Source organism: Acinetobacter sp. 1566109 (genome assembly GCF_000582255.1).
GTDB classification, from domain to species: Bacteria; Pseudomonadota; Gammaproteobacteria; order Pseudomonadales; family Moraxellaceae; genus Acinetobacter; species Acinetobacter nosocomialis.
This window is the reverse complement of sequence record NZ_JEYB01000005.1, coordinates 1-19,134: the sequence shown is the minus strand read 5'-3', so window position 1 is coordinate 19,134 and position 19,134 is coordinate 1. Positions and strand designations below refer to the sequence as shown.

The window sequence follows — 19,134 nt, the reverse complement described above, 5'->3', positions numbered from 1 at the left end:
TCATAAAAAAGGGCTTGTGATTACAAGCCCTTTTTTACTTAGTGCTATTTCTGCTTCAGAGTCGCAACTTCTTCTTGAGTCTCTTGTGGAAGATCATCAGCTGTGAGCTCTTCATGCTTTTTGATTTTTTTCTTGTTTTTCTTTTTCTTCTTTGGTTCCTCTTCAATTTCTGCACCATCTTCAATGGCTTGCCAATATTCAAGTTGTTCCATTACAGCCGCATAAATAGAGTGCTTACTGTACTTGCCTTTTTTATCGAGTGTCCCGACGGGAGGAGCCATTAAAATTTCAAGTGCTTGGTCAATCGTATCAATCGCATGAATATGGAACTGACCAACTTTTACTGCATCAATTACATCTTGGCGTAACATCAAATGTTGCATGTTTTGACGTGGGATAATGACACCCTGTTTGCCAGTTAAACCTTGTAATTTACAAGCATCATAGAAGCCTTCAATTTTTGCATTTACACCACCAATTGGTTGAACTTGGCCTAACTGATTCATAGAACCGGTAATTGCCCATGATTGATCAATTGGTATTTGGCTAATTGCAGAAATTAGTGCAGAAAGCTCGGCAACCGTTGCACTGTCACCGTCGACTTGCCCATAGCTTTGTTCAAATGCAAGCGCAGCAGAGAAGTGTAAAATCTGTTCACGGCCGAAGTGAGCTTTCAAGAAGCTAGACATGAGCAACACGCCTTTGGCATGGAGTGAACCACCAAGTTCTACACTACGTTCAATATCAAGAATATCACCGCCACCTTGATAAACTGAGGCAGTCAAACGTGAAGGTAAACCAAACTCAACATCTGCATAGTGAATAACGGAGAGGGCATTGATTTGACCTAAACGGTGGCCCGAAGTTTCGATTAACTGAGTTCCACGCGATAGATCCTGCCAGTAAAGTTCTCTTAAATAGCCTAAGCGATATTGTCTATGTTGTAATGCAAGATTAATGTGTTGGTCAGTTACAATCTTTTCATTGGCTTTAAATGCATGATGATGTGCTTCGCGAATGAGATCACCCAAAGTTGAAGCATGTAATGATAGTGAACTTTGGTCTTCCGCCTGACGGCTTGAGTCGGTAAGTAAAGCTGCTAAAGCACTACGATCAAATGGAAGTAGTTTATCTGCTTGTACATAGTCAGCAATTAGCTGCATGTAAGCTTGTTCATTTTCGTCATTACGTTGTAATGTATCGGTAAAATCTGCACGAATTTTAAATACACTACCAAGCTCTGGTTCTACTTCTAAGATTTCATAATAAATCTCAGGTTCTGCCATAAGAACCACTTTAATATCAAGTGGAACTGCAGCAGGTTCTATCGAGATAGAGCCTGTTAACGTCAACATGTGTTCAAGAGAAGAAAGCTTGAGCTGGCCTGATTTTAAAGCACGCTTTAAACCCTGCCATGCATAAGGCTGTTCGAGTAATTGCTCGGCTTCAAGCATTAAAAAACCACCATTCGCTTGATGTAGAGCACCTGGGCGAATGAGTGTGAAATCTGTGGTAATTGTACCGTTGTGCGTAAGCTGTTCTACATGACCAAGCAAGTTGTAGTGAGTTGGGAAATCTTCAAAAATAACCGGTGCACCGCTGTTTGGTTTATTTGAAACAATTACATTTGCTTGATAACGTGCTGGTACACGATTGAACATAGCAGGAGCAAAGTCATCTTCTTCTTGCTCTAAAATGAGCTCAACATTGTCAATTACATCTTGTGCATATTGTTTTAAATAATCTTCAAGCCCTTTAACTTGACCATACTTATTTAAAATTAAATCTATTCGTGGCATGACCACTTGAGTCGCGATGTCTCGATTTAAAACAGAGACTTTGTCTCGTGCATCGTCTTCTAAATCGCCTAAATGCAAACCAAGACGCTCAAGCTTTTTATCCATATAGCGAATATTCGCCGCGATTTCAGCACGCTGTTTACTATTTAAAGCATCAATTTCTGCTTGGGTCAGTTCTTGAACCTGATCATTTTTTACTTGGACAGGCACAAAACCATGCTTCTCATTTCGAGAAATTAATTTTAAATCGAGCTCTTCGCCTTCTTTTGTTAACTCAACAAGCGCTTCTTGCTGCTCATCTCCAGTTTCCTGACGAATTCGCTCAATACGGTTATGATAAGTCTCGGCACTAAAGCGGCGTTCAAGCTGTTTTAAAATAATTTGCCAAGTTTGATGAAGAGTATGTTGAAACTTGGTTCCTTGCCCAGCAGGGAAGCGTAGCGCAATTGGCTGACGCGCTTGCTTAAAGTTATAAACATATACCCAATCATCTGGAGTAGGCATTGTTTTCGCATGTTGTTGGAGTAAACGCTTAATCATGGTGCGTTTACCCAAACCTGCCGTTCCTACTGCAAAAATGTTATAACCAGAGTAGGGTAAAGAAATGCCGGCTTCTACAGAAGCTTTGGCACGATCTTGTCCTAAAAAGTTATTAAGCGGTTTTATACGTTTTGTTGAGGCTGGAATATTTTCAAAATCTGGAATATGTGTAAGTTGCTCGGGTTTTAAGGCTGTTTTATCCAAAGTCATTTTTATATCAGGTTGCTCAAAAGCTGAAGGAAATGCATTTATTGTGACGTTTGTGGTGTTTGTTTTAGCGAGTGATAAAGTTGAAGTTGTCACTTGATCAAGTTTTTGTGTCACTGTTGATATCCAGCAAAAGAAAACGAAGGTTGAAGATTAAAGGTATACAGGTTTAGCATAAAATATCAAGCAAACTTGCTGCTTTTATCACCAAAACAAAACTTGATTGCAGAAAGAATCTTGAAAGCAATTGTAAGAAGCGATTGAATAGACGCATTTATAATTTATGGAAAATAAAAAACGAATGACCACACAAACCTCTGGTTGGGTCTCGGCGTTTAAAGCATTTTTAGACCGTCGTGCATTAATTATGCTATTTCTGGGTTTTTCTGCCGGAATACCTATTTTACTAATTTTCTCTAGTCTTTCTTTATGGCTAGGTGAAGCGGGCATTGATAAAAGCGCAGTCACTTTTTTCAGTTGGGCAGCTTTGGGATATTCCTTTAAGTTTGTTTGGGCACCTCTCATTGATGAATTGCCAGTACCGGTCTTGACCAAGGCTTTAGGTCGAAGACGTGCTTGGCTGCTTATTGCTCAGTGTTTAATTGTGCTTGCGATTTGCACCATGGCTTTTGCCGACCCAGCTTTAGGCCATAGCTATTTGGTTCAAATGGCAGCCGGTGCAGTATTACTTGGCTTCTCGGCAGCAACGCAAGATATCGTAATTGATGCTTATCGTATCGAATTAGCTGAAACTGAAATGCAGACGGTGTTGGCGTCGACTTATAATGCTGGCTACCGTATTGGTATGATTGTAGCTGGGGCTGGTGCATTATTTTTAGCAGCACATTTAGGAACAGCTAAAGGCAACTATATTTACGAGGCGTGGAAAACGACCTATTTAACCATGGCAGTAGTCATGTTGGTCGGTATTGTTACAACCTTGCTTGTCCGTGAACCTAAGGTTAATCGCGTATATAAAAACTATAAAACTACTGATTATTACCGTCTGGTTTTAGTCTTCTTTATAGCGGTCATTTCGTTTGTCATAACTTATATTTACTCAGGTCAAATTACCGAGGCAATTTCCAAAGCTGGCAATATTCAAGATAGTGCAGCTTTATTTGGTTTAGAGGCTTTAAGATTCTTAACAGCAACAGGTTCTGCCATTTTAGTTGGTTATGTGCTAGTTAAGATGGGGGTGGTCAACCAGCAAATGGCAAAAGAAACTTGGATTGCTCCAATTCTGGATTTCTTTAAACGTTATGGTGTCAAACTCGCGTTAGTGCTTCTATTTTTGATTGGTTTCTTCCGTATTTCAGACATCATTGCCGGTGTGATCTCAAATGTCTTTTATCAAGATCTAAACTTTAGCAAAGAACAAATTGCTGAAGCTGTAAAAGTTTATGGTGTGATCTTTAGCTTGGTTGGAGGCTTCTTAGGAGGCTTATTAGCACAGCGTATGAACATCATGAAACTGATGTTTGTTGGTGCTGTATTGGCAAGCTCTACTAACCTCATTTTCATTGGTTTAGTGAAATCTGGCAAACCCCTTGATATGGTAGATGTTCAAGTGGGAGACAAACATTATAAAGCTCAGCCGGATGAAGTCGGTTATTGGAAGATTAAAGTCCCGAGTTCCAATTTTGATGGAACAAAACAAGTTGATGTAAAAGCTGGCTATGCTTTGCAAGGTCAACAAGCAGAGACCATAGTCCGAGTTCAACCTTTAGTAACAACGCATGCTGAACATGTACCCCTACAGATTTTACCTTTAATGGGAAGTGACCAAATCACTGCTAAATCTTCTGAAGGCAGTGTGGTTGTTCGTGGTCAGTATTTTGGTAAAGCTTTATCGCCTAACCAAAAGATTGTGTTGAATCTGGATGGACAGAATTTTGATGCAAAAATGACAGATCAAAAAGGTGTATTTAACGCTGCAATTGATATGCAGAAATTACTGTCATCACCAAGCAAACAAATTACTGCGTCAGTTGTCGAAGGAAACCAAAAAGTATTATCAGTTTCCCATCATTATAATGTTGCTTCAAATTCTCTACCCAAAGCTGAATTAGATGTAAATATTGACCCTTTACCATATATTGATACTCAGTCAGGTAAAGAGGTCGAGATTAGCGGTAAAGTCATTAAGCCTTATAGTTCGCTGTGGCTCTACTTTGCAATTGTTGTGGATAATATGGCTTCGGGCCTCGCGGGTGCAGCATTTATTGCATTCCTTTCGAGCCTAACCAGTGTGTCATTTACCGCTGTTCAATATGCGATCTTTAGTTCACTCATGACCCTTACACCAAAACTTTTAGGTGGATATTCAGGTACCATAGTGAGTAATATTGGGTATCCAAACTTCTTTTTGATGACCACATTGATCGGGATTCCAATCTTAATTTTAGTGGTTTGGGTTGGAAAACTACTCAAAGATCATCAAACACATGAAACAGAAAAGGCAGGTGAATAAACATGCGAATGCTTCATACAATGTTGCGAGTAGGCAATTTAGAACAATCTTTAAAGTTCTATACCGAAGTATTAGGGATGAAGTTACTTCGTAAACGTGATTATGAAGAAGGTCGTTTTACACTAGCATTTGTTGGTTATGGCGATGAAGAAAATAATACCGTGCTTGAACTTACGCATAACTGGGATACCTCAAGTTATGATTTAGGCAATGCCTATGGTCACATCGCAATTGGTGTCGAAGACGCTTACAAAGCATGTGAAGAAATTAAAGCACGTGGTGGTAAAGTTGTGCGTGAAGCAGGCCCAATGAAGGGTGGTGTAACGGTGATTGCTTTTGTTGAAGATCCAGATGGCTACAAAATCGAACTCATTCAGCAAGATGCAAACGCTAGAAATAATTAAGTAATTGACTCAGGCGCTTTAAGATTTAGGTCTTAAAAGCCTAGCTTTATTTTTATAGCCCAGTATGATGAAGGCTTGACCAAATGGTCAATTTATCAACTGGGTTTTTATTTGTCTAAAATAATCATAGGATGTGAACATGCTGAAGTTCTTGGCACTTGATCGATTTACAATTTTGTTAGTTGGTATGGTGTTACTAGCAACATTTTTTCCAGTCAGTGGTCAAGCTGCGCAGTATTTCAATACACTAACTACAGTCGCGATTGCAATTTTATTTTTCCTGCACGGTGCTAAGTTATCTCGTGAGGCAGTCATTGAAGGTATTTTGCATTGGAAAATGCACTTGCTGGTATTTGCAATTACGTTCTTTATTTTTCCTGCCCTTGGTTTATTGGCTAAACCTATTCTTTTGCCCTTATTAGGACAGCAGCTCTATTGGGGCTTTTTGTTTATGTGCTTCTTGCCCTCTACTGTTCAGTCCTCTATTGCATTTACTTCAGTGGCAAAAGGAAATGTAGCAGGGGCGGTATGTAGTGCATCTTTTTCAAACTTGGTTGGCATGTTCATTACACCAGTTTTAGTGAGTTTCTTTATTTTAGGACAAAGTCAGCATGGCTTTGATCCAACATCATCTATTGTAGAAATTACGCTGTTGTTATTGGTACCATTTGTTTTAGGGCAATTGCTTCGTCCTTATATTTTTCCATATATGGCAAAAGTACCAAGTATTGTAAAAGCGTTCGATCAAGGCTCAATTTTGATGGTGGTGTATGGTGCATTTAGTGGGGCGGTGGTTGCTGGACTTTGGCATCAAGTAAACTGGAAAACTTTACTTCTTTTGGCGCTGGCTTGCTCTGTATTACTGACTATTATTATGTTGCTTGCCCTGTATTTACCGCGTGCTTTTGGTTTTAGTCGTGCCGATCAGATTACTGTTTTCTTTTGCGGTTCAAAAAAGACCTTGGCAAGTGGTGTACCAATGGCACAAATCTTATTTATTGGTCAGCCTTTAGGAATGATTGTATTGCCAATTATGATATTTCACCAAATACAGTTAATGGTGTGTGGAGTAATCGCAAATTACTGGGCTAAATCCCAAGATTAATTCGCAAAAAAAAATTATATGGCGTATAATACTGTCCACTTGTTGTGCTTAGCTCTAACCCTAGAGGTTTCGGTGGGCCAAAAGAATGGTCTGTTGTGGTGTTGATCTGCTTGTAAAAGCTTTCCTCAATTTAATTGAGAGTGATCAATTGCGATGACAGCTTAAGCCTTTCTTCAATTAGGAGTAATCGACGATGCGCGCCGATATTCACCCAAAATATGAAAAATTAGTTGCAACTTGCTCATGCGGTAACGTAATCGAAACTCGTTCTGCTTTAGGTAAAGAAACTATTTACCTTGACGTATGTTCAGCTTGCCACCCTTTCTACACTGGTAAACAAAAGAATGTAGACACTGGTGGTCGTATCGACAAATTCAAACAACGTTTTGCTGGTATGTCTCGCTCTATCAAGCGTTAATACTTCAAAACGAAACAAAAAACGGGCTTATGCCCGTTTTTTGTTTTTAGCGTACAAGACCATTATTGGTCTTGCACATCTGTTAAGCGATCAAGCTTTTTCTGAAAATAATCACCTTGTAAGAAACGTGCTTCCACATTCCATGCATTAGCAAACAGATTCATGTCATTTAAGTTAGCTAATAAAATTCCAATTGGTTTTACAGTCAAATAGTTCAATATTTTTTCTTGCAAGCTATTGAGTCCTTGGTCTGAGCTTAATAGATCAGTTTTGCTAGACTGCAGTTTTACAAGCTGGATATCAAGCTGCTGTAAAATTGAATCGCTATACATAGAAGAAGCAAAGTCTCGGATTGAAACTTCTGCACCATGTTGACGTAAACGACCAATCAGCGGTTGAACTGTTGGAAGGTAGTGCTGAAGAGCTTGTTCCGAAAATTGCAAAATCAAAGGACATTCAAGTTTACTACCAATGATAGTAAGCAGTTTGGAAATCAGCTCAGGGAAGGTTTTATCTTTCAGCAAAATATCAATATTAAGGTTAATAATGAGCCTTGCTTTAGGATACTGAGCAATGAAATTATGAAGCTGTTTACAGGCTTCTACTAATATCCAGCGATCTAGTTGAATTGATAGTTCAGCATCTTCTTTTAATTCAGCTAAGTCATTTAAATCATGCCATTGTTCATCTGCAATAAAGCCACTCGTCACTTCATAGTTATGAGTTTCTTCATCATGTTTATCGTAAATTTGCTGATACTTAAGATGTATCTCACCTTTAGCTAATTTTTGTTTCAACTGCTGTAGCAAAGAAGACTGTGAAGTCATCTCAAAGTGCTCAATCGTTAAATCAAGAGGAATAGCTTCAATGCTCGGCGAAACTGGTTTTTCTACAATAGGTGTTATTTCAAGCTGAGGAGTAACTTGAGGTAGGTTCTGCTTTTCAGCTTCATTAAGTAATGAGCTAAATGTAGTTTCAGTTAATGGTTGGTTAAGCGGAGCATAGCCAAGTTTTAACTGTACCGAAAAGTTTTGCTCATTCACTTTTAACAAGTGTTCTTTCTGCAAAGTTTGTAAACTCGTCAACTGAGAATTTAAAACCGTACTATTTTCAGCTTGTAAAATCCCGACATAACTGCCCAAGTCGACTTGGAAAATCGGCATCTGAGCATGGTCTTTTAAAAAACCATGTAGCTGATTGAAATAAAGTCCTAAAGTTTGCCAACCTTGTTGAAAAAGTCGTTCTGGACACTGTGCAAGTCTAAATAGAACCAGAGCATTTGCTTGGGCAGGGTGGGTCGATAAATGACGATTAATCTGTGGCCAAGCTGCACTTAATCCAGCCGTTTTCTCGGTTAGCGCTGTATTTGCTGGTGTTTTTAAATCAACTTGATAGTCGATGGTCAGTTGTACAGCATCTTCTTCTTGGCTCGGAATAAATTCCAGTTTTAAAGCATTATTACCAGAAATAGCTTGATGCTGACTTTGAATTTCGAAACGTGCTTGATCAAACTGGCCTAAAGAAATTTTCTTAAAACGTTGTTTAAAAATATTTAAATCGTTAGGTTGTAAGACATCTAAAATCGGCAAACCAATAATATCTTCTTCTTGCTGGAAACCAAAAAGATTCAAATATTCGGTATTTGCCTTAATATGTATACCTTCTTGAAAAATAGCGACCGCTTTATGGCTGCTATCGACCAGTGTTTGCGTATGTGTATGAATGGTATCAAGCTCAGCCAAAAGGCGCTGTTCTTTCTGTAAAAGGCGGCTATATGACAGCGCTCGAACAAGCGTAATATAGAAATAGTCCAAAGGTTCTAATGGAACTACATCATAAATACCTTTTTGAATATAGTTTTGATATTGCGATGATTGGTAGTCATCTGGTTGTAAAAGTAAAATTGGAAGCTGTGGCTGTTCTGAGGCTTGAACAAGGGAGAGAGTTTGTTCAATTTTCAAATCATACGCACGACCAAAAATAATGACATCCCACGATGTATTTAACTGCTTTTCAAAACTTTTTAAATCATCAAGTAATAAGGCATTAACTTGATAATCATTCCCCGATAATAAAGTTAAAATTTGGTTATAACGTAACTGGTTATCATCAATAATGAGTAAACGTATTTCAGTACGTTTTAACTTTTTAGATAGTAAAGAGTTTCTCACTTTAATGCTTCCCATAAATCTTGGTTATTCGCGTTACTATTCTTTTTCAGCATGAACTGATCAAGCAGATGTTGTTGTTGCTCATTCAAAAGTTCAAATTGAAATTGAATAAAACTTTGAGTAATGAGTTGTGCTTTGAGTAGATACACTTTGATTTCTTCTGTCCCCAATCGTAAATGAATTGTTTGTTGCTCTCTAAAAATTTGAGACCCCGGTAAAATAAGCGTGTTTTGTATTTCTTCTAGGTTTTGAGTTTGTAGTAATAGTGCAGGGTGGTAATTACGAGTATGGCGCTCGGCCTGAATATGTACGGCACAAGGGAACATGGCTTGTGAAAGAATTTCTAAACCCAGCTCCAGACTTTTTTCAGTCGATTGTTTAATCCAGCGAATCACACCGCCACGCCACTGACCATGCAGCGTTTCTTTGACTAAAATATATTCGCCAGTTCTTAAATTTTTAGGGGCTTCACCAGACCATTTAATACGGTAGCCATTAACACTAATATCAAGCACTGTAGTTTGGTAAATCGTCTTGCTCTCACGACTCAAGCGCTGATACGAGCTGGTCTGTTGCTCTTTTTTTTCTAAGTTTGATAAGACTTTCGATTCACTTTGTAGATTATAGTTATTGTTAAGCTGTAGCGTTTCTTCAAAGTTTTTTGCTTTAGATAAATAAAAATGAGCAGTACTTAAGCCAAAACAGATTTGCAATGCAGCATTGTATTCATAACGTTCATGACGGCGCTGTGCTGTGGTACCCAAAATGGTTTGAACGTGGAATTTTAGTGCTGGACTCAAATAAATCTTTTCATTTTTAGACATGTATTGAGCATTTTTATGCATGGTGGCAGTCACATGCTCAAGCAAGGCTTGTGTACTAATGAAAATGCTTGGGTTGAAATTTGAGCTTTGCTTTTTGTTATATACAGGCGGATGGTCTTTAGTCGGATCGACTACATATTTAGTTAAAGCAGAGTCTTTAGGCAAGATTTGAATCATGCGTGCCCAGTCAAAACTACATTGAAACAAAGCTTGAATTTCTGATTGACGAATCTGATTGGTATTAAAAATATCTAATAAAATCAGCTGAGCATATGCCTGTGTAATATTTGCTAAAGGGTGCTGTACACCTTGAATATGATTAATATTGGTTAAATGATATTTATACTGAACGGCTGTTTCATAAAGCTGGTGAGCAATTAACCATTGACCTTTTACAGGTTCGCTGTAGAGCATATGCTGTTGGTATAAAAGGTTGGTGAGTTGCTGCAATGCATGGAATGTCGCCAAAATACGCGCGGTTTGTAAGTTTTTCTTTTGTTTAAAAGAAAATAAAGAGAACTTTTGTCTTTGTAGCTGCTCGTGGCTGGTCTGTGCAATATTTAAATAAATGCTGGCAAAATAACAACGCAGCAGCATTGCCAACTCAATAATATGCTCGTTACGGTCGGTACTAATCACCCCTTGGTTAAAGAAGTTTTTTTCTAAGCTTGCCAAAACATTATTAATAGTTGGGTGAAGCGTTTGAATTAAGTCAAAGCGGAGCGTTTCACTGCAATTTAATTCATTTAACTCCAAAATTGCGGTAAATAGCGCTTTTGAAGTATCACCCAATTGCATAATAGAAAGGGTAGTGACCCATTCATTAAGATCTTTAATGTTGGCTTCACAAAAGCTTAACCGTTCACGGGTACGTGAGGTTTGATTGTGAAAAATGTCCGAAAGTGCATTATTCATCATCACTTATTATATAACTCAAAAAGTTGTAGCCCCAAAAAGCGGTGTTTTATTCTTTTCGCCCGCAATTTCCCTGACGAGTTTAGGAACCAGATATCCAGGTAGGCTCGCTAACACGTCTTGATATATCGCATCTATTTCAGATGGCATTAAATCAAAATGTTGTGCGCCTTTTACTTTATCTAATACGTGTAAGTAATATGGCATAACGCGAGCTTCAAATAGACGATAACTTAAATCAGTTAAAGTTTGAGCAGAATCATTGACACCTTTTAGCAATACAGCCTGATTTAGTACAGTAATGTGGTGCGAAGATAACTCCATCAACTTTGAACAAGTAAAGTCATCGAGTTCAGAAGCATGGTTTGAGTGTACCACCAGAATAATACGCAGCCTACTGTTTTTTAATAAAGAAATAAGCTCTTCGTCGATTCGATTTGGAATGACAATTGGAACTCGTGAATGAATTCGCAAAATCTTAACTTGTTTGAGAGATGATAAGCGTTCTAGCCAAAGTGCAAGCTTACGATTAGAAAGTGTAAGGGGGTCACCTCCACTTAAAATCACTTCATTAATATCGGGATTAGCTTCGATATAATTTTTAATATTGAGCCAATCATCATTTTTTGGCAGATTTTCCTGATAGGGAAAGTGACGGCGGAAACAGTAACGACAATGCACAGCACATGCGCCTGTTAAGGTCAGTAAAAAACGAGATTTATATTTATGTAAAACACCCGGTAACTGATTGGCTGCTTCTTCACCTAAAGGGTCGGTTACAAACTCAGGATGCTCTTCAAGCTCTAAATGATGAGGTAATACTTGTAGTAAAAGCGGGTCAAGCGGGTTTTTAGCGTTCATTTTTCCGACGAACGCACGAGGAACACGCAATTTAAACTTTTCAGAAGCCAGAATCGCACCTGATAATAGCTGATCTGAGGATAACTCGAGTAGGCTTAGCAGTTCAGAAGGATCAGTAATAAGGTCACTGAGTTGTGATTGCCAGTTTTGCTCTTGGTATAAATAGTTTATCATTTGACACGATTAAGATAATGCAACAACGCATTATATCGCATAGTTGACTTGTTAAGTTTGGAGTGTGCCTTTCATGGCCTATTATTCTACAAATGATTTCAAAGCTGGCCTTAAGGTTATGCTTGATGGTAACCCATGTTCTATCATGGAAAACGAATATGTAAAACCAGGTAAAGGTCAAGCGTTCAACCGTGTAAAATTACGTAACCTTAAAACTGGCAAAGTATTAGAAAAAACTTTCAAATCAGGTGACTCTTTAGAAGCGGCTGACATCGTTGAAGTTGAAATGGATTACTTATACAACGATGGTGAAATGTGGAACTTCATGGATCCTGTAACTTTTGAGCAAATCGCTGCAGACAAAACTGCAATGGGCGATGCTGCTAAATGGTTAAAAGACGATTCAAATGAAAAATGTACAATTATGTTGTTCAACGGTGTACCTTTAACTGTAAACCCACCGAACTTCGTTGTATTAAAAATCGTTGAAACTGATCCGGGCGTACGTGGTGATACATCTGGCGGTGGCGGTAAACCAGCTAAGCTTGAAACAGGTGCGGTTGTTCGTGTTCCGTTATTTGTTCAGCAAGAAGAAAGCGTTCGTGTAGATACTCGTACTGGTGAGTATTTAGAGCGTGCATAATAGTTAAAAAATAAACTATTATCGAAGGGATGATGTAAATCATCCCTTTTTTTATGCGAAAGTATAAGAGGAAAAAAGAAAAAGGAGGAGTAGAGTCACAGGGATTAAGAGAAACAGTACATAACAATATAAAAATGCTGTAGTTATTTATTGAGAGGTTAAGAATGGACACAATGCAAGCGAAATCTACGCTTCCCTCCAAGCTGGTCTGGAGCCTAGTGGCAATTATAGGTGCAATTTCTTTTGGGATGCTGGCACTCAGTCGTGGTGAACATGTTAACGCGGTTTGGCTTGTACTGGCTGCAGCATGTGTATATAGCATCGCATATCGATTTTATAGTCTATTTATTGCAACTAAAGTATTTGAATTAAACCCAAGACGTTTAACCCCAGCTCATCGTTTAGCCGATGGTCTGGATTATGTACCCACCAATAAATATGTGCTTTTCGGTCACCACTTTGCTGCAATTGCTGGGGCAGGACCGTTAGTTGGACCAATTCTGGCTGCACAAATGGGCTTTTTACCAGGAACGATCTGGTTATTGGTTGGTGTTGTGTTGGCGGGTGCAGTACAAGACTTTTTAGTCTTATTTATCTCAACACGTCGTGATGGCCGATCACTTGGTGAAATGGCAAAGCAGGAACTTGGTTCTTTTGCTGGTGTTGTGGTGATGCTCGGTGCACTCGGGGTAATGATTATTATCCTTGCCGTACTGGCGTTAGTGGTTGTTAAAGCACTTGCACATAGTCCATGGGGTGTCTTTAGTATTGCAGCAACCATTCCAATTGCATTGTTCATGGGCGTTTATATGCGCTTTATCCGTCCGGGACGTATTGCAGAAGTTTCAATTATTGGCTTTGTTTTAATGATGCTGGCAATTGTCTATGGTGGACATGTTGCAGCAGACCCATACTGGGGTGAGTTCTTCACTTTAACAGGTACACAGCTCACTTGGTGTCTCATCATTTATGGTTTTATCGCATCGGTATTGCCAGTTTGGTTGTTATTAGCACCGCGTGATTATTTATCTACCTTCCTCAAAATCGGGGTGATTCTTGGTTTGGCGGTGGGTATTATCATTGCATTACCTGAATTGAAAATGCCGGCTGTAACCCACTTCATTGATGGTACAGGTCCAGTTTTCTCAGGTAGCTTATTCCCATTCCTATTTATTACTATTGCTTGTGGTGCCATCTCTGGTTTCCATGCGCTTGTTTCTAGTGGTACAACACCAAAACTCGTCGATAACGAAGCTGACATGCGCATGATTGGCTATGGCGGTATGCTTATGGAGTCTTTTGTCGGGATCATGGCAATGATCTGTGCGACAGTGTTAGACCCGGGTGTGTACTTTGCGATTAATGCGCCAGCGGCAGTACTCGGTACAACTGTAGAAACTGCGGCAGAAGCTGTACGTAACTTAGGTTTTGTTGTTACCCCAGAAATGCTGACCGTGTTGGCTCAAGAAGTAGGTGAAAGCTCGATTCTTTCACGTACAGGTGGTGCACCTACCTTCGCTATTGGTATGGCTCATATCATTTCTGAAATTTTTAATAGCCGCCAAATGATGGCATTTTGGTATCACTTTGCCATTTTGTTTGAAGCATTGTTTATTTTAACTGCTGTCGATGCTGGTACTCGTGCTTGTCGTTTCATGGTGCAAGACACGGTAGGTATTGTTATTCCTGCGGTTAAAGCATCAGGTTCATTCTTCGGTAACTTAGTCGGTACGGCTGTTGCGGTAGGTGGATGGGGCTTCTTCGTCTATCAAGGTGTGATTGACCCATTAGGTGGCGTTAACTCATTATGGCCTTTATTTGGTGTTGGTAACCAAATGCTGGCTTCTATGGCACTCATTTTAGGTACAGTCATTCTGTTTAAAATGAAAAAAGAAAAATATGTATGGGTAACGATTATTCCGACTATTTTCTTGTTCGTGACTTGTATGACTGCGGGTTGGCAAAAGATTTTCCACGAAAACCCAAAAATTGGTTTCTTGGCGCAAGCGCATAAGTTCTCTAACGCGATTGCTCGTGGTGAAATTATTAAACCAGCCAAAACTATTGCTGAGATGCAAAACATTGTGATGTCGAATCAGATTAATGCTGCGCTTTGTGGCTTCTTTATGATTGTTTCGATTGTCATGATTATTGCCTCAATTGGTATTGTTCGCCGTGCTTTAGCGAGTCCGAAACCGACTGTAAATGAAGCGCCTGCGGTATATGCCGATCCTGAAGTGGTTACCACTCGAGGAGAATAAAGATGAATTTTAAATTTGCAAAAAATGGAACTGTCATTATTGCGAAAATCATCAAAATGACAGTGCTCTCGCAAAAAGAGCTATTACTTTCTCCAAAGAACTGGTCGCGTATAGCAACCTTGTGGCAACGTTTACAGCAAAGCTTCCGACTGATGGTTGGTGTGCCGGACTATCAAACATATTTGGAGCATATGAAAGCCCATCATCCAGATTTAACACCTATGGATGCAAAGACTTTCTATCGACATTGTGTTGATGTGCGTTATCCATCGGCAGGTGGTACTTTGAAGAAATGCCCATGTTAAGTTGAGCTTGATATTTGGCTAACCAAAGACGGTATGTGGTTGAACCATGTACCGTTTTACTTTTTGGGAAATGAAAAAGAGTTTGCTCAAAGTCTGCTCATTTGTATTTTTTTCAATGGCAAATCTCTTGTTTTGCTTTTGAAAAATGAATATGATGCTTTCCATTCTAGGTGTATAGCTCAGTTGGTTAGAGCGCTACGTTGACATCGTAGAGGTCTCCAGTTCGAGTCTGGATATACCTACCAAGATTCGCTGTTAAATCAGCAATTTAAAAAACCGCCTTAAATGGCGGTTTTTTATTTTCGGGGTATTTTCGGGGAATTAATTCACGCCTTAATGTGGATAAGTACGAAAATTAGTCAAGTTTAGAATTCAAATACTATGAGAGTAGACTAATTTTGTGTTTATAGTCTCCTTATTATAGGGAGTAATATCTTATTAATTATTAATGCTATTGATTTTTATATTTTGATCAATGATAGTGGATTATAGGTATTAGTACTTCTATATAAGAATAATAATTTCATATCAAGGAGATATGGATGAGTTCACATGAGATTGGACGTCAAAAAATGTCAGCAATGACATTGGGTGCTTTAGGTGTGGTTTTTGGGGATATTGGTACTAGTCCACTTTACGCTTTTACCCAATGTTTTCATACATCACATAATGTTCCTATAAATGAAGCGAATGTTCTAGGCATTTTATCATTGATTTTTTGGGCACTGATGATCGTGGTGTCCTTGAAATTTAGTATGTTAATTATGCGTGCTGATAATCATGGAGAGGGGGGCATCTTAGCATTATTAGCTCTTAACATGCACAATAAGCAAATTGGGCCTAAAGTGCGCTTTGGGTTAATTACAATTGGTTTATTTGGTGCTTCATTGTTTTTTGGTGATGGCATTATTACCCCCGCTATTTCAGTATTGTCAGCAGTAGAGGGATTGTCGGTAGCAACCCCTATTTTTACACCGTATGTGATACCAATTACGATTGTGATTCTAATTGGATTATTTATGATCCAGAAAAAGGGAACTGGATCCGTAGGCCGTTTTTTTGGACCTATCATGCTACTGTGGTTTTTCTCAATAGGTTTTATTGGCCTATCTCACATTATCAAGAACCCTTTTATCTTGAATATGCTTAATCCGTATTGGGCTTTTCCTTTCATTGAAAATAACCCTGTGACTGCATTTGTAGTTATGGGAGCAGTTGTATTGACGATTACAGGTGGAGAGGCATTATATGCGGACATGGGCCATTTTGGTCGTAAGCCAATTCAATTGGCTTGGTTTTTTGTTGCGTTACCATGCTTGGTATTAAACTATGCAGGACAAGGTGCGTTGATTCTGCAAAACCCGCAGGCCATCGATAATACTTTTTTCATGATGGTACCTAAAATAGCACTATATCCTATGATTGCTTTAGCAACTGCTGCGACAGTAATTGCCTCTCAGGCAGTTATTTCAGGTGTGTTTTCTATGGCACGTCAAGCTATGCAATTAGGTTATTTACCACGTTTTGCGATTGACCATACCTCTGAATCTGAAATTGGTCAGATTTATATACCAGCATTGAACTGGATGTTGCTTGGAATGATTATTAGTTTAGTGCTTATGTTTCAATCTAGCGCTAATCTAGCTTCAGCTTATGGTATTGCAGTAACTTTGACTATGTTTTGCGATACGATTTTAGTTGCTTTCATCATGTATCACTTATGGAAATGGCCTTCGTGGGTCATGTTGTTAATTGCGATACCTTTGATAATACCAGATCTCCTCTTTATTGCTTCAACTTCACTAAAAATTGTAGATGGCGGCTGGTTCCCATTAATGATGGGTGCGATCACTTTTATAATTATGACAACATGGCGCCGTGGACGTGAATTACTACTGAACAAGTTGCAAAGTGACACTATGCCATTAGATTTATTTATTAAGAGCTTGGAGTCTAGTGCTTATATGGTGAGTGGAACGGCTGTATTTATGACAAGTAGTCCAAAAGTTGTTCCTCATGCTTTATTACATAATTTAAAACATAACAAAATACTTCATGAACGTAATATTTTGATCACCATAAATACTCGTGACATTCCATATGTAGATGAATCAGAACGTATTGATGTCGAAGTATTAGATAAGCACTTTTTACGAGTCACTGCTTATTATGGATTTAAAGAGCAGCCAAATGTACCTCAAGCATTAGAACAAGCTTTAACTAAGTTGAATCAACCATATAACATTATGGACACAAGCTTTTTTGTATCACGTGAACGTGTAATCCATAACGTAGGTGATGGTATTGTTTCATGGCGTGAAAAACTGTTCATTTCAATGCAACTTAATACGAGTCCTGCTAGTGATTTCTTCCAGATACCAGCTAACCGAGTGGTGGAAATGGGGAGCCAAGTAGAGATTTAGGGATGCCTTGATTGATTTTATGTATGCGAAAATAAGAGGCTTTTTAAAGGCTTAAATTTAGAAGGTTTAAGCTTTTTATTTTCATGATTCGAGAACTTTTTGAGAAATTTACTCTATTTCAAGTTGCTCATCTTCTTTTATATTATTCTATTTTTTATTTAAATAATAACTACTTACTATGAGTAAGTAGTTAGGTTAAAGATGAGGTAGTAACTACTTTTGAAGAAGCAATGAAGCAGCATAAAAATAACAAGCCCTCTAAGTATGCTTTTTTGTGTGACATTTTTTATCTGCTTTGTTAGATTGTGTGAGCTTTATAACAAATGGTGAAGAAATGAAAAAAATTCTAGTTGTAAGTTTGTTTTTAACTCTTTTGGGATGTTCTAAAGATAAGCCTCATGATGTTTTTGAAGGAGGTTTTGCATCAATGGAAGCCTGTTTAGCAGATGTAAAGTTGAAAGCTGGCCGAACTCCTGTTGTTGAATTAATGAATGACACAAAAGTTGCTGGAAGATTTAATGGTATGAAAAGAACGCAAGGTGTTTGGTCTTGTGAATTAAAGCAAAATAAAACTGGATTACCATTTTATGGATTTTATAGCATCGAAAAAGATCTATAGATATTTTAAAATTTAAGTGTTTATGAAATGCCGCCTTTATAGGCGGTTTTTTTATCTGAAGAAAACTTATGGCAACTAAGCGTGGACGTTGACCTTAAATTTATTAGTAAATATTGGGTCATATATCCAAGGTTTGTCTCGTGCTGAGTGTCAGACGCGCCTGTAAATTTTCCTAATTTTTAGAAGGTTATACCCTTGAAGCTATAATTTTATAAACCCCACTTAAACAATCACTTATCCATTATTTATTCTTACTTTTTAATGATCTAATTTAAAACAAATGTCATTTTGTGTGCTTGACTGTAACAGGGTTGGGCACTATTCTTTGCCTGCTGGCCACATTGCCAGCCGGCTTTGACAGGCTGAATAATAACTCCCGCATCAGAGCTTTTCCTTCTGAGGAATAGTTTTGTGTGTGGTGGACCACTCGTTCCCTCCCGTAGCGGTAGGACGGGAGAGGGACACCTTCGGGTGTGCTAGTTTGAGTTATTACTAGTCTGTCAACCTTCTTCCGTTCTGCCACCATAATTCTATAAATGTCTGGCAGAACTCCCAATAAAAAGGAGTTGGCTTTGCACATCCATTATTTCTTGGCAGCCGTTGCCAAAAGCTATAACGACACCACTTAAAAATTTAAAGCAGCTTGATCACCTTTAAGGTTTTCAGGCTTTCAGTCATTACGGCTCAAAAAACTTGCATCACCAATAAAACTTGAGATGTGCCAAGCACAGTCTTTATAGGCTTTGCTGTGCCTTTTTTTCTCCCAAAAAGGGCACAGGCTTTTTATATCTCTTTTATATACAAAAAAAATTTATTTTTATAACGGTAAAACTATGTCAAATTTTATTCTCCCAACACGTGCTTTAGAAGTTGTAAAAAAAGGAATAAATCTGTTCCATCACGGTGGATTTCACATGGTCGGTGTCGACAAAATTGTGAAAGAAACCGAAGTGAATAAAATGACGTTTTATAATTATTTTCACTCTAAAGAA

Annotated in this window: 14 protein-coding genes and 1 tRNA gene; 11 read left to right on the top strand and 4 right to left on the bottom strand. The window is 38.4% G+C overall.

The window, feature by feature from the left end; all coding sequences use genetic code 11:
• Window positions 1-44: 44 nt before the first annotated feature.
• A complete protein-coding gene (locus J582_RS08045; RefSeq protein WP_031995408.1) occupies window positions 45-2,663 on the bottom strand; it encodes a Lon protease family protein in 2,619 nt (872 codons plus the stop codon).
• Window positions 2,664-2,829: 166 nt separating this feature from the next.
• Between J582_RS08045 and J582_RS08040 the strand changes: the two genes are divergently transcribed.
• From J582_RS08040 to rpmE, 4 genes are all read left to right on the top strand, one after another.
• Window positions 2,830-5,019, top strand: a complete 2,190-nt coding sequence (locus J582_RS08040; RefSeq protein WP_081404833.1) for an AmpG family muropeptide MFS transporter — start codon at window positions 2,830-2,832, stop codon at window positions 5,017-5,019.
• 2 nt (window positions 5,020-5,021) lie between these two features.
• Window positions 5,022-5,423, top strand: coding sequence for a lactoylglutathione lyase (gene gloA, locus J582_RS08035; protein WP_002052709.1), 402 nt, complete (start codon window positions 5,022-5,024; stop codon window positions 5,421-5,423).
• Window positions 5,424-5,556: 133 nt separating this feature from the next.
• Window positions 5,557-6,528, top strand: a complete 972-nt coding sequence (locus J582_RS08030) for a bile acid:sodium symporter family protein (RefSeq protein WP_086223797.1) — start codon at window positions 5,557-5,559, stop codon at window positions 6,526-6,528.
• Window positions 6,529-6,721: 193 nt separating this feature from the next.
• A complete protein-coding gene (gene rpmE, locus J582_RS08025) occupies window positions 6,722-6,946 on the top strand; it encodes a 50S ribosomal protein L31 (RefSeq protein ID WP_001200845.1) in 225 nt (74 codons plus the stop codon).
• Between the two features lie 62 nt (window positions 6,947-7,008).
• Here the strand turns inward: rpmE and J582_RS08020 are convergent, their stop codons facing one another.
• From J582_RS08020 to epmB, 3 genes are read right to left on the bottom strand one after another with little or no spacing between them, the layout of a single operon-like run.
• On the bottom strand, window positions 7,009-9,117 hold the full coding sequence (locus J582_RS08020; protein WP_081404839.1) for an EAL domain-containing protein: 2,109 nt from the start codon (window positions 9,115-9,117) through the stop codon (window positions 7,009-7,011).
• On the bottom strand, window positions 9,114-10,859 hold the full coding sequence (locus J582_RS08015; protein ID WP_004707685.1) for a hypothetical protein: 1,746 nt from the start codon (window positions 10,857-10,859) through the stop codon (window positions 9,114-9,116). Before J582_RS08015 ends, J582_RS08020 begins: the two co-directional genes overlap by 4 nt.
• Window positions 10,860-10,874: 15 nt before the next feature.
• Window positions 10,875-11,891, bottom strand: coding sequence for an EF-P beta-lysylation protein EpmB (gene epmB, locus J582_RS08010; RefSeq protein WP_002052728.1), 1,017 nt, complete (start codon window positions 11,889-11,891; stop codon window positions 10,875-10,877).
• Between the two features lie 73 nt (window positions 11,892-11,964).
• On the opposite strand from epmB, the gene efp reads away from it, so the two are divergent.
• The 7 genes from efp to J582_RS07975 all read left to right on the top strand — a co-directional run.
• Window positions 11,965-12,534 carry an elongation factor P gene (gene efp, locus J582_RS08005; RefSeq protein WP_002052936.1) on the top strand — a complete coding sequence of 190 codons (570 nt, stop codon included), beginning with the start codon at window positions 11,965-11,967 and terminating at the stop codon, window positions 12,532-12,534.
• A 164-nt stretch (window positions 12,535-12,698) separates the two neighbouring features.
• Window positions 12,699-14,795 carry a carbon starvation CstA family protein gene (locus tag J582_RS08000; protein WP_032047705.1) on the top strand — a complete coding sequence of 699 codons (2,097 nt, stop codon included), beginning with the start codon at window positions 12,699-12,701 and terminating at the stop codon, window positions 14,793-14,795.
• A 2-nt stretch (window positions 14,796-14,797) separates the two neighbouring features.
• Entirely contained in the window at window positions 14,798-15,100 is a 303-nt protein-coding gene (locus J582_RS07995) for a YbdD/YjiX family protein (protein WP_002052430.1), read from the top strand.
• 168 nt (window positions 15,101-15,268) lie between these two features.
• Window positions 15,269-15,345 (top strand) — tRNA-Val (locus J582_RS07990).
• A gap of 297 nt (window positions 15,346-15,642) precedes the next feature.
• A complete protein-coding gene (locus J582_RS07985; protein WP_050674828.1) occupies window positions 15,643-17,523 on the top strand; it encodes a potassium transporter Kup in 1,881 nt (626 codons plus the stop codon).
• A gap of 334 nt (window positions 17,524-17,857) precedes the next feature.
• The gene (locus tag J582_RS07980) at window positions 17,858-18,142 is read left to right on the top strand and encodes a hypothetical protein (protein ID WP_031981801.1); all 285 of its coding nucleotides are present in this window, start codon (window positions 17,858-17,860) and stop codon (window positions 18,140-18,142) included.
• An 833-nt stretch (window positions 18,143-18,975) separates the two neighbouring features.
• Window positions 18,976-19,134: TetR/AcrR family transcriptional regulator (locus tag J582_RS07975; RefSeq protein WP_032047704.1), on the top strand; the 159-nt coding region annotated here is incomplete at its 3' end.

What these genes read in the sequence shown, in the direction of transcription:
- J582_RS08040 (WP_081404833.1), top strand. Translation starts at nt 2,830, where the DNA reads ATGGAAAATAAAAAACGAATGACCACACAAACCTCTGGTTGGGTCTCG.
- gloA (WP_002052709.1), top strand. Translation starts at nt 5,022, where the DNA reads ATGCGAATGCTTCATACAATGTTGCGAGTAGGCAATTTAGAACAATCT.
- rpmE (WP_001200845.1), top strand. Translation starts at nt 6,722, where the DNA reads ATGCGCGCCGATATTCACCCAAAATATGAAAAATTAGTTGCAACTTGC.
- J582_RS08015 (WP_004707685.1), bottom strand. Translation starts at nt 10,859, where the DNA reads ATGATGAATAATGCACTTTCGGACATTTTTCACAATCAAACCTCACGT.
- epmB (WP_002052728.1), bottom strand. Translation starts at nt 11,891, where the DNA reads ATGATAAACTATTTATACCAAGAGCAAAACTGGCAATCACAACTCAGT.
- efp (WP_002052936.1), top strand. Translation starts at nt 11,965, where the DNA reads ATGGCCTATTATTCTACAAATGATTTCAAAGCTGGCCTTAAGGTTATG.
- J582_RS08000 (WP_032047705.1), top strand. Translation starts at nt 12,699, where the DNA reads ATGGACACAATGCAAGCGAAATCTACGCTTCCCTCCAAGCTGGTCTGG.
- J582_RS07995 (WP_002052430.1), top strand. Translation starts at nt 14,798, where the DNA reads ATGAATTTTAAATTTGCAAAAAATGGAACTGTCATTATTGCGAAAATC.
- J582_RS07985 (WP_050674828.1), top strand. Translation starts at nt 15,643, where the DNA reads ATGAGTTCACATGAGATTGGACGTCAAAAAATGTCAGCAATGACATTG.
- J582_RS07980 (WP_031981801.1), top strand. Translation starts at nt 17,858, where the DNA reads ATGAAAAAAATTCTAGTTGTAAGTTTGTTTTTAACTCTTTTGGGATGT.